General features: G+C 62.2%; 13 protein-coding genes and 1 pseudogene. 5 read left to right on the top strand and 9 right to left on the bottom strand.

From position 1 onward, the window contains the following. The first annotated feature begins 324 nt into the window (after positions 1 to 324). Complete coding sequence (locus FJ423_RS10665; RefSeq protein WP_140841470.1) at positions 325 to 630, top strand: hypothetical protein; 306 nt, start codon at positions 325 to 327, stop codon at positions 628 to 630. A gap of 305 nt (positions 631 to 935) precedes the next feature. Here the strand turns inward: FJ423_RS10665 and FJ423_RS34115 are convergent, their stop codons facing one another. The 3 genes from FJ423_RS34115 to FJ423_RS10650 all read right to left on the bottom strand — a co-directional run bounded on the left by FJ423_RS34115 (position 936) and on the right by FJ423_RS10650 (position 3231). Further along, the gene (locus FJ423_RS34115) at positions 936 to 1082 is read right to left on the bottom strand and encodes a DUF2285 domain-containing protein (protein ID WP_246680137.1); all 147 of its coding nucleotides are present in this window, start codon (positions 1080 to 1082) and stop codon (positions 936 to 938) included. 213 nt (positions 1083 to 1295) lie between these two features. After that, entirely contained in the window at positions 1296 to 1622 is a 327-nt protein-coding gene (locus FJ423_RS10655) for a DUF736 domain-containing protein (RefSeq protein ID WP_140841468.1), read from the bottom strand. Between the two features lie 505 nt (positions 1623 to 2127). Then, complete coding sequence (locus tag FJ423_RS10650) at positions 2128 to 3231, bottom strand: LuxR C-terminal-related transcriptional regulator (RefSeq protein ID WP_140841466.1); 1104 nt, start codon at positions 3229 to 3231, stop codon at positions 2128 to 2130. 174 nt (positions 3232 to 3405) lie between these two features. Between FJ423_RS10650 and FJ423_RS33505 the strand changes: the two genes are divergently transcribed. Both FJ423_RS33505 and FJ423_RS10640 read left to right on the top strand, forming a co-directional pair. Then, positions 3406 to 3855, top strand: coding sequence for a cupin domain-containing protein (locus FJ423_RS33505; protein ID WP_181174772.1), 450 nt, complete (start codon positions 3406 to 3408; stop codon positions 3853 to 3855). Positions 3856 to 3901: 46 nt separating this feature from the next. After that, positions 3902 to 4813 carry a methyltransferase domain-containing protein gene (locus tag FJ423_RS10640; RefSeq protein WP_140841463.1) on the top strand — a complete coding sequence of 304 codons (912 nt, stop codon included), beginning with the start codon at positions 3902 to 3904 and terminating at the stop codon, positions 4811 to 4813. Between the two features lie 200 nt (positions 4814 to 5013). Here the strand turns inward: FJ423_RS10640 and FJ423_RS10635 are convergent, their stop codons facing one another. The 3 genes from FJ423_RS10635 to FJ423_RS10625 form a co-directional block, all read right to left on the bottom strand. Then, a complete protein-coding gene (locus FJ423_RS10635) occupies positions 5014 to 5394 on the bottom strand; it encodes a DUF2285 domain-containing protein (protein WP_246680132.1) in 381 nt (126 codons plus the stop codon). 175 nt (positions 5395 to 5569) lie between these two features. Further along, entirely contained in the window at positions 5570 to 5764 is a 195-nt protein-coding gene (locus FJ423_RS10630; RefSeq protein ID WP_140841461.1) for a DUF6499 domain-containing protein, read from the bottom strand. Between the two features lie 128 nt (positions 5765 to 5892). Further along, positions 5893 to 6555 (bottom strand): hypothetical protein, encoded by a 663-nt coding sequence (locus FJ423_RS10625; RefSeq protein ID WP_246680131.1) that lies wholly within the window; start codon positions 6553 to 6555, stop codon positions 5893 to 5895. Between the two features lie 95 nt (positions 6556 to 6650). On the opposite strand from FJ423_RS10625, the gene FJ423_RS10620 reads away from it, so the two are divergent. Then, positions 6651 to 6911 (top strand): helix-turn-helix transcriptional regulator, encoded by a 261-nt coding sequence (locus FJ423_RS10620; protein ID WP_246680130.1) that lies wholly within the window; start codon positions 6651 to 6653, stop codon positions 6909 to 6911. A gap of 60 nt (positions 6912 to 6971) precedes the next feature. Here FJ423_RS10620 and FJ423_RS10615 read toward each other — a convergent pair. Continuing rightward, a pseudogene (locus FJ423_RS10615) lies at positions 6972 to 7305 on the bottom strand (DUF736 family protein). Here FJ423_RS10615 and FJ423_RS34110 point away from each other — a divergent pair. After that, complete coding sequence (locus tag FJ423_RS34110; RefSeq protein WP_246680138.1) at positions 7241 to 7444, top strand: hypothetical protein; 204 nt, start codon at positions 7241 to 7243, stop codon at positions 7442 to 7444. The pseudogene FJ423_RS10615 and the gene FJ423_RS34110 overlap by 65 nt on opposite strands. Positions 7445 to 7676: 232 nt before the next feature. On the opposite strand, the gene FJ423_RS10610 is transcribed toward FJ423_RS34110, so the two are convergent. After that, complete coding sequence (locus FJ423_RS10610; protein WP_140841459.1) at positions 7677 to 8606, bottom strand: zincin-like metallopeptidase domain-containing protein; 930 nt, start codon at positions 8604 to 8606, stop codon at positions 7677 to 7679. A 270-nt stretch (positions 8607 to 8876) separates the two neighbouring features. Next, on the bottom strand, positions 8877 to 9062 hold the full coding sequence (locus tag FJ423_RS10605) for a hypothetical protein (protein ID WP_140841457.1): 186 nt from the start codon (positions 9060 to 9062) through the stop codon (positions 8877 to 8879). Between the last annotated feature and the right edge of the window lie 558 nt (positions 9063 to 9620).

Below are 9620 nucleotides of genomic sequence, written 5' to 3'. Positions count from 1 at the left end.
AAGTCCAGGCAGATGCATTTGGGCCTAACATCGCTAATTATGAGAATACGGGCGAGCGTCGCCCGTATTCTCTTTGCATCCGGTGGCCGCGATCACTCTCCTCAAAGGTAAACCGACCAACGGTGTCCACCGAGGTCCAGCACTAGGTGCGATCAGTCGGCTTGATTTTCAGCAATTCCTGATTTTCACCAACCTGTGTGAAGTTCATAAGAAAGCTCAAGGGGGCCTAACCAGCTCTTCACCATAATGACAACGGCTTCGGAACCTTCATGACCGCAGCGGACTTCTCCGCTTCATTATGAATTCGAATGGAGGGGCCCCTGCATGAAAGTCACCGCAGCAGGCATCGACCGCATCAAGATCGGCAATGCGGACGCAAGCGGCCAAGGCGCGCATTTCGTCGTTTGGCTTTATCTTCAGGTTGACGAAGGCGGCACACAGACCGGTCAGGAGCTGGTGGTATCGGTGCCATATGATACGCGGATGACATTCGATGAACTCGCCACCCAGGCTTTCGAGAAGGCGCACGCCATGCTTCGCGCCTGCTGCGAGATCGATGAGACCATGTGGTGGAAGCAGTTCAACCGCAGCCTAGCGCCGCTGCCCGAATGGACGCCCGGCGCTCAATAGTTGGTCGGCGGCGAACCAGGCGTGGGGACTGACTGGACGCCGAACCCTGGCAATGCGGATGGGGATCCACTTCGCATCGGGTGCTTCAGGCGCATGACGACCTCCAGCATGTCACCCGGGATGTCCACGTTTGGGCAGAAGCTAAGTTTGTCTCAATGGCCGAGATGAAGGCGCAAAGCTCCCGTTCACTTCAGAATCGTATGCCTGGGCCTGCAGGCAACGCGTGGACCAGGCGGCGCCGGAACGGTCTCACGAATGATGCCGTCGCGCACGTAGCAGTTGGCGATAGCCGCGCTCGACCATCTTCAAGCCGTCGCGCACAAGCGAAGCGTCTGATACCGAAAAGCCGAGTCGTGCCAGTCGGCGGCGCTGAGCAGTCGCCGACCGAACAAGGCGATCGCGACTTCAAAATGGGATGCCTGCTCTTCCCGGCCATCGAGGCATCGCAGCATGTGGCCAAGGCGTCGGCGCTGGGCCGCGGTCAAGCGGGCGTCGGGAAGGTGCTGCCTGTGAGCAATTGTGAATGCGCTCGAGAAGGCTGGAATTGAAGTACTGCCCGATAATGGAATTCTGTTGCGAAAGAGCTGTTGATCGCGGCTTCACCGCTGAAGCCCTGTTTTAGACGCCGAAGCCCGTCCGGCCGAAGCTGAACGGGCTTGCTACTGTTACTCGCCGCTGCGGCGGTTGGGGCGGGACCAGATGAGGCTGTGGCCCTCGCCTTCCTCGTCGGCGAAGAGGTTGGCGTAGATCGGAGCGGTGAAGCTCGGATCGTCCAGCTTGAGCCCGAGATAGTCGCGGCCCTCGTTGGAGCGCTTGGACCAGGCGGCGCCGATCTCGGCCTTGCCGACCACCACGCGGTGGCTTGGAGCGTTCTCGCCGCTGGCCCGGATGTCGGGGACGATGCGCACGCCCTTGGCCTGGACGCTGAGGGTGACGATCTCGCCGGTGAACTCGTTCGCATTGGTCTTCTTGAAGCTGCCGATGGTAGCCATTTTCAGTCTCCGTTCTCGTTTGCGAGCCCGCACCATGCGGCCTCGATGGCGATCGTGAGGCCGGAGGCGACCGCTGCCGCATCGCTTGCGACCGCAGCAAAGCGCAGGATGGCGCAGGCGCGGGTTTATTGGTTGCGCGAGGAATGGGCTTCGCCCAGGGGAAGAAACGCGCGACGCGCCATTGCGGCATAGGCGGTCGAGGCTTCAGCCGTCCTTCGGCCAGATCAGCCCGTTCGAGAGGTCGTTGGTGCGCTCTGTGAAATGGAAGACGGAGACGATGGGATCATTTGCGATCAAAGATGGTGTGGACCGTTTCGCCGCTGCTGATGTTGCCGCGGCCTGACATGTGCTGCATCAGAGCCTGGATCCATCTGGCGATCGCGGATGGGATCGGCCTCGTCCCGCGTGCTGACTGGTAATGCCGTTGCTGGCTGCTGTCGGAGCCGGTCGAGACACGCGAAAGCTCTTGTACCAGCTTGGGCGAGCCTTGCTGCGCTCCAGATTGTCACTCGTAAACGCCACTCGCCGCAATGAGGCGCACCAGCTCCGCCTGCCGCCGCGTCTCCGTCTTTTCGAACACGTGCTGCAGGTGGGTGCGCGCCGTGGTCAGGCTGATGCCGAGCTCGTCTGCGGCCGCCTGAAGTCCTTCGCCGCGGGCGACTGCAATGGCCACGGCGGCCTCGGCCGGGGTCAGCCGATAGAGATTGCGCACCTGGGCCTGCGTGGTCCCCGGCGCGCTGTCCGGATCGGCCACGAACACGATTGCGGCGGGGCGGCCGGTCACGAACCAGGTCGACTCGATCTTCAGCGGTGCCACCAGCACGCTCAGCGGTCGCCGCGGTGCCGGCCGCGCGAGCGCCATCACGCCGCCCGCGGTGTCCGACCGCTCCGCAGCCGCGACGATCAACCTTTGAAATTGCGCGGCATCCGCGCGCCTGGCTGCGCGCAGCGCCGATTTCTCTGTCCTGATTCCGTCGGCTTCATTGAGCAGCGCTTCGGCCGTTCGGTTGGCGAACAGGATCTCGCCGCTTGCCGCCACGATCAACACGCCTTGGGCGACGCGGTCGAGCGCCTCGACATTGGCACTCCTGGCGATCTCCGAACGCGAGAGGCGCAATCCCAGGCTCGCCGCGCGGACCAGATGCGGCCCGATACGACGCAACCGGTCGAGGTGCTCGGGCTCGAACTCTCCTGTCGTCTCGGCGCGTCCGCAGGTGAACACGACGCGCGTGTCCGGCTCGTTGGCCAGCACCAGTCCGATCGAGTGGCACATGTCGCCAGGCCGGCAGAAGTCGTTGTAGAACTCGGAGCGCCGGTAGACCTCGCGAGGCAGGAGCTCCCAGATTGGGATCAGCGTACCGGCGTGCAGCCGCGCAATGCGCGGCAGGAACACATTTGTCTTGTAGTAGTACCGCGCATAGGTGATGTCCGCCTCGGGCGGCATGCGCACCGAATTCGCTTCGCTGCGCAACGTTCTTGTGTTCTGGAATGTCAGCTTGGTGGCGGCGCCTTCGAGGAAATCGGACAGCGTCTCGAGAACCTGCGGCCAGCGGCCGGGTTCGACCGCCGCATCGTAGATCTGCCCCACCATGCCGTCGAAATCGTGCATGTGTGCCGGATTTCACCGCTCCCTCGCCTGAAGGGACTTGCAGTTTGCCGGAAGCCGGCTTCACTGACAACCGTTCCCGGCGCATCTCGTATGTTCATACGAGGCGACCGCCTGAGGCCAGCGTGTAGCTATCGTGACACCATCAAGCTTCACATCAACCACACGTGGCGAAAGATGCAAACGCGGGCAGCACCTGGTACTCAAACCGACTGGAATGGTACGCATTACGAAACGCTGCTGACTGGGCGCGAGACTGGCGGCAAGCTCGGGGCATTCGCATCCAATGCTGGCCCGGGAGACGGACCGCCGCGTCATCGCCATCCCAAGTCCGACGAAGTCTTCGTCATTCTCCAAGGGCGGCTGCGCTTCTGGCGCGCCGGGGAAATTTCCGAGCTTACCACCGGGGCAGTGTTCTACATTCCCGCTGGCGTCGAGCACACCTTCGTCGTCATTGAGCGTGCGCGATGGATCGCCATCCTGTCCCCGGGTGGTCTCGAGAACTTTTTCCCGGCGGTTGCCGCGCAGGGACTGGAAATTCCGCGCGACCTTGCGGCAATCAAGGACGTCGCGGCCCAGTTCGATATGGAGATTACCGGGCCACCCCTCACGATCGCTGGGCTATAACCGCACTGGGCGTGTCACCGCATTTGGCTTCATCGGGTCGGATGGTATGATCGTCGAGCCGACCGAATTCGAGAATGTCGATAGTTGGTTGAGATTATCCGCGAGCTGTCACCAAGGGGCGATGATCATGGAAGCGGCGCCGGGTTCACAGGTTGCTGACCACTACGCGCGAGGCACCCTGCTCGCAGATATCCGTGATGGTCTTGCCGCCATGGGGAAGACCGAAAGCACAGTCACGGCCGAGGACCTCTCGCCGGTGGACGAGTTTCACATTGGCGGCCGCGCCGTCACGGAAGAGTTGGCAGGGCAACTTGCGCTTATTACCCAGGATCGAGTGCTCGACATCGGCTGCGGCCTGGGCGGACCGGCGCGACAGATCGCTGCGCGCTACGACTGCCAGGTGAACGGCGTGGATCTCACTCGCGACTACGTCGAAGCCGGCAATGTGCTCTCCACTTGGCTGCATCTCGATGAGCGCGTCTCATTGCAGCAGGGCGATGCTTTAGCGCTGCCCTTCGCAGATGGATCGTTCACCGCCGCTTACATGTTGCACGTCGGAATGAACATTGCCGACAAGGGCGCACTATTTTCGGAGGTTGCGCGCGTCCTGCGGGCGGGGGCGCATTTCGGTGTCTTCGACGTCATGCGTACCGGAACCGGCGAGCTGTCTTATCCGCTGCCATGGGCGAGTACGGCAGACACCAACGCGCTCGCCGCGCCGGAGCAGTACCGCGCCGCGCTTTCCGCGGCAGGGTTCGAGATATTGTCGGAACGCGAGCGGCGCGATGTTGCGCTTGACCATTTCGCGAGGCAGCGCGCCCAGGCGGCCACTGAGCAGGCAGTACTGGGGATCCAGACACTCATGGGAGCGCGGCGGCCGCAGATGGTCCGAAATATGGTCGAAAGTATTTCAGCGGGCCAGATTGCACCGGTCGAGATTATTGCCCGAAGACGGTGATGCCTGAGTTCGATCGTTGGTTCACGCTGCTTCGGGTCAGACTTTCAACGAACGAGCCCTGCCCTGGCGTCGTCCGCTTAGCTGAGCAGCAGAGCTGACCTCAACGGCCGCAAGGCGGCGCAAAACGCCATTCAGTTCAGTGTGGTAACCCTGGGCTTGCATGCAACGCATTAAGTGAACCAGGCGGCGTCGAAACCTTTTCAGGAATGACGCCGTCGCGTGCGAAGCAGTTGGCGATAGCCGCGCTCGGCCATCTTCAAGCCATCGCGCACTAAGCGATGCGTCTGATATCGAAAAGCCGAGTCGTGCCAGTCGGCGGCGCTGACCAGTCGCCGACCGAACAAGGCGGTCGCGACTTCAAAATGGGATGCCTGCTCTTCCCGGCCATCCAAGCATCGCAGCATGTGCCCAAGGCGCCGGCGCTGGCCCGCGGTCAAACGGGCGTCGGGAAGGTGCTGCCTGTAGATCGAGCGGATGAACCGCTCGACGGCTTGCAGGCGGTCGTGCGCCATTTCGTCCAGCGGTATGATGGCGGCGAGCGGTTCGTCTGGCTTGGTGTCGCCAAGAAGCGCCAGTTGCATACCGCCCGGCGACGAACGCACGTGAAGGCCGACCTCGTCATGCCGGCCCGCGGCCAGTTGGACGTCGGAGGCGCTGCCCTGACCCGTGCGCAGGCCCCGCGGAAGCGCGACAAGGTTGACGACCCCAGGGTTGATCTGAGGCGCCCAACAGACGGGCTGCTCTACCGCGGACTGGTCAGGCCGGGCGGCGAAACTGCAAACCCCAGCGCTTGCGTAATGCGCGCATCGCCTTAGCCGAGCGTGAGGTCGCGAAGTCCTGCTGATATTGCGGATTGCGTCGCAGGAATTCCCAGGCAATCTGATCGGCGGTTGCGCCTTTGACGAATGCATATGCCTGTGGGTCACGCCACTGCGATGTATCCGGCTTCATCCGCACCTTCCCTTCTCGTGGATTTGATAGGGGGACGCGGCGTTAAGCGAAATCCTTGGATTCCGTCATTGACGAATGGACGAGGAGAGACCTTGGCGACGAGCGATCAGGCAGGGGCCTAGCGAGGCTTATTGGCTTGCGCCCTGCAGTATTTTGAATGTGTTCGTCCAGCTGCGATAGGCCTCGTCATCACCTTGGCTCCACGCACCGAAGGCGCGCCAGGCCGCGAAGGATGATGCGGACTGCTCGAACAGCGAGCCGATCGATTGGTCGCCGGCGGGCCAGCCGGCAGGCTGGTCGCTGACCGCCGCGTGCGTGAGACGCCGCAAATCGGCCAAGGCAGAGCGGATCTGCGGAAGCGGAAATTCGCAAAGGTCGGTGTTGTCAGTCGCCTCCCGAAGGATGACCGCGAGTTTGGCGATCACGCCTTTCAACGATTGAGCAGGCGTCGACGCAAGCTCAGCCAGCAAGGCGTCGGCCTTCTCGGCATCATCCTGTTCCCGGGGATCGAGATCGTCGCAATCGGCGCTAGCCCCCTCCCCGCGCCTAATAACTGCGCCGGTGGCAAGCGCGCGCCGCTCCAAGAGTGTCTCCTCCTCCTGCTGCTGCCGGACGCAGGAAGCCAGCATCGCAACATGGGCGTCGATCCAGGCAAGGGACAGGAGAAGTGCGGGATCGGGTGACAACAGGGCTTCGGCTGAAGGGCCGGCACGCTCTTTGGTCAACGGAGACCGCATCTCCCGTCCAAGCGTGACGGAAGGCAAAGTCGTGGTATTGTCGGAATCAGCCATGATCCGAGCTCCCACACAGCTTGGCTTTGGTCAGGTCGAAAAGGGTGTTCGCGCACCCTCTTCGACCGCTAGTTCAGGCAGGGATAGTGTACAAATTGATTGACGTCAATCATAATATTGGCGACAGGGCTGCGAATTTCAGCCCCGAACAGTGTCGCGGCGCGCGTGCAATGTTGGGATGGAGCCAAGATGATTTGGCCCGTGTGGCAAACGTCGCACGGCAGACAATCGCTGATTTCGAACGCGGGGCGCGGATTCCGATCGCAAACAATATATTAGCGATTGTGAATGCGCTCGAGAAGGCTGGAATTGAAGTACTGCCCGACAATGGAATTCTGTTGCGAAAGAGCAGTTGATCGCGGCTTCACCGCTGAAGCTCGGTGTCAGGCGCCGAAGCCGAACGGGCTGGCTACCTGTTACTCGCCGTTGCGGCGGTTGGGGCGGGACCAGATGAGGCTGTGGCCCTCGCCTTCCTCGTTGGCGAAGAGGTTCTCGTAGTTCGGAGCGGCGAAGCTCGGCTCGTCGAGCTTGAGCCCGAGATAACCGCGGCCCTTGTTAGAGCGCTTGGACCAGGCGGTGCCGATCTCGGCCTTGCCGACCACGACACGGTGGCTTGGTGCGTTCTCGCCGCTGGCCCGGGTGTCGAGGGACGATGCGCACGCCCTTGGCCTGAACGTTGAGGGTGATGATATCGGTAGCCCGGCAGAATGAGGCGCTGACGAATCCGCTCTTTAATCTCGTCCGGCAGATCAATGTCCTCCAAAGGTTTGTTGGGCGTGAAACCTGGCTTTCCAAGCAAAATGTCCCAGTCATTCGCCTGCAAGGGACGCTCGCACGTAAAGACCTCGCAGCACGAGTGATGAACGCGCTGAGCCAGAAAGACAGCTGAGATTAATGTCGGTTCCGCCTAGCCGACCTCAAGCCAGCATCTGCTTTCGACGGATGCGAACCGGAAAGACCGACTCACTGCGGAACTTGCGCGAGCAAAGACGCACCAGCGCTTACGATCCGATGCGCCCTTGCCGTGCAGTTTAGCTGTAGGCGAGGTCATCTGCCGGCACGTCCGAGCGAAACAGAGGGGAGGCACATGACCTCCCCTTCCAAAGTTGATGCGTGAAACATTAGGCAGCATCGCGTTCTTCTGCGGTCTCCGGCTGAAGGCCATGCAGGAAAGCGACGGCGCGCTGCGCATGGGCTGCGGCCGAGAAGATCGCGCGCTTGTCGTCGGCGAGGACTTTCAACCACGAGCCGAGGTAGCTCGCATGGTCCGGCCGGGGCTCGAGTTCGGGCGCGATACCAAGATCGGCGCAGAGGAAGCAGCTTCCGAGCTCGGCGGTCAGTTCCTCGCGCGCTCGCTCGCTGCGATCCTTGGCGTAGCGGCTAAGGTCGCGATTCACGCGATGCGGCGCCGAAGTCCAATGGGTGACCTCGTGACTGAGCGTGGCAACGTATGACGCGGCGTCCTGGAACGTCTGGAACGGCGGCATCTGGATATGGTCCGTCACCGGGGCATAGTAGGCGCGATCCCCCCCGTGCCGGATTAGCGCACCGGTATTGGCAAAGAACTGGTCGGCATGCCCGATTCGGGCGATCGGATCGCGCACCGGCTCTGCCTGCGATCGACAAAACTGGTCCGGCAGGCCATCGATTTGCGCAATGTTGAAAACGGAATATGCCGTGAGGAACGGGATCTCGCGGTCGATTTCCTCGCCCCTGATGTCCGTCTCCGTCCTGGTGAAGCGGCTGGCGAAGACCACCATAGAGCCGGTCTCGCCCTTGCGAACCCCGCCGCCAAGGTCGAGCGCCTGCTTGAATGTCATCCACATCGGGCTGGAAAACCCGCGTGCGACAGCCTCCGACCAAAGCAGCAGCACGTTAATGCCGTTATAGGGCAGACCATTGTGTCTGAGGGGCCGGGTGACGCGGCCGGAGGCATTGCTCGATTGCCATGGCTGCATCCAAGGACGGATACCCTTCTCCAGCTCGGCTACGATGCGGTCGGTGATCCGCGCATAGACGTCCATGCGCTCTGCATTTTGTTTCCTGGTCATTTTCATGAACCTCCAGTTGCTGGCCGCGCCGATCGCGGCCCCGTCAAGGGGGGTCCGCTCGGGCGGAGCAGGAAGGCGGGCCGCACACCCTATCGGGCCCCATCGTGCTTGCACGATGGGGTGGGCCGCAGCGACAGCGGAGGACGGCGAAGCCGTTGCGCTGACTGCCTGGTTCCGCCAGGACCTCGAGAAGGACGGGGCGCGAGCGGCCGTCAGAAAATAGGAAGGCGGCGCTGGGCGCCGCCTGAATGCAGTCGAGAGAAGGTCGGTTCAATGAACCGACCGGCCACCGCTATAGGGATCGTATTCGAAAAGGATTTCGACATCGGCGTCGTCGAGCTCAGCGGCGGGCACGACGCCAAATTCGTCGTCGACCTGGAAGAGGATAACCGGGACCATGAGAGTGCGAGCGAGAGACCATGCGGCTTTTTGGGCGAGTATGAGATCGTGGGACATCTGATTGCTCCATCTTGGAGCGGGCCAATTCCCGCTCGATGGCTCCGTCAGTGTGCGGAGAGGCGGGCGCGATCACCCGAAGGCGCCAGCCGAGCGGCCGCAGCATGCTAGCGGACCTCTTGCGGGTTGATCGTGGAAGATCCGCAGCCGCACTAGGAAAGCCATCACCAGAGAGCGGGATTGGGCGGTGAAGGGAGCCCAATATGCCGATCGGGCCGAGGCTGACGAAAGGAACTGGCATCGGCGGCCGCCCCGGAGCGTCGTGCGCCGGAAGCAACGCTAGAACCCCGATGCAAAGTCGCGCACATGAAATCGCTGGAACAAGAACATGCCGTGTCGAAGTGGTCGCCACGGGCGGGAAATTGGGAGACGATGCGGCCATATTGCTCGGGCGCACCGCACGGCAGCAGGTTGTCTCTCTTCGTTCCCAGGAGACGGCGCTCGCAACGAAAGGTTCACTTGGCCACGATCGAAAGCCGCGTGTTCGGCCTTTGAAAATCGGCTGGGCCCCGCGCAGTCGATGCGACGGACGAACGAACCGGACGTGCTCGATATGGA

This window comes from Mesorhizobium sp. B2-8-9 (assembly GCF_006439475.1).
In the GTDB taxonomy this organism is placed as follows: domain Bacteria; phylum Pseudomonadota; class Alphaproteobacteria; order Rhizobiales; family Rhizobiaceae; genus Mesorhizobium.
Note: the sequence above shows the minus strand (reverse complement) of the source record. Positions and strands in the feature narration are given on the sequence as shown.

Excerpts from the sequence above, each read along its gene's own strand:
- FJ423_RS10630 (WP_140841461.1), bottom strand. The coding sequence starts at position 5,764 with ATGAAGCCGGATACATCGCAGTGGCGTGACCCACAGGCATATGCATTC.
- FJ423_RS10625 (WP_246680131.1), bottom strand. The coding sequence starts at position 6,555 with ATGGCTGATTCCGACAATACCACGACTTTGCCTTCCGTCACGCTTGGA.
- FJ423_RS10655 (WP_140841468.1), bottom strand. The coding sequence starts at position 1,622 with ATGGCTACCATCGGCAGCTTCAAGAAGACCAATGCGAACGAGTTCACC.
- FJ423_RS10635 (WP_246680132.1), bottom strand. The coding sequence starts at position 5,394 with ATGCAACTGGCGCTTCTTGGCGACACCAAGCCAGACGAACCGCTCGCC.
- FJ423_RS34110 (WP_246680138.1), top strand. The coding sequence starts at position 7,241 with ATGATATCGGTAGCCCGGCAGAATGAGGCGCTGACGAATCCGCTCTTT.
- FJ423_RS34115 (WP_246680137.1), bottom strand. The coding sequence starts at position 1,082 with ATGCTGCGATGCCTCGATGGCCGGGAAGAGCAGGCATCCCATTTTGAA.
- FJ423_RS10650 (WP_140841466.1), bottom strand. The coding sequence starts at position 3,231 with ATGCACGATTTCGACGGCATGGTGGGGCAGATCTACGATGCGGCGGTC.
- FJ423_RS10610 (WP_140841459.1), bottom strand. The coding sequence starts at position 8,606 with ATGACCAGGAAACAAAATGCAGAGCGCATGGACGTCTATGCGCGGATC.
- FJ423_RS10605 (WP_140841457.1), bottom strand. The coding sequence starts at position 9,062 with ATGTCCCACGATCTCATACTCGCCCAAAAAGCCGCATGGTCTCTCGCT.
- FJ423_RS33505 (WP_181174772.1), top strand. The coding sequence starts at position 3,406 with ATGCAAACGCGGGCAGCACCTGGTACTCAAACCGACTGGAATGGTACG.
- FJ423_RS10640 (WP_140841463.1), top strand. The coding sequence starts at position 3,902 with ATGATCGTCGAGCCGACCGAATTCGAGAATGTCGATAGTTGGTTGAGA.
- FJ423_RS10665 (WP_140841470.1), top strand. The coding sequence starts at position 325 with ATGAAAGTCACCGCAGCAGGCATCGACCGCATCAAGATCGGCAATGCG.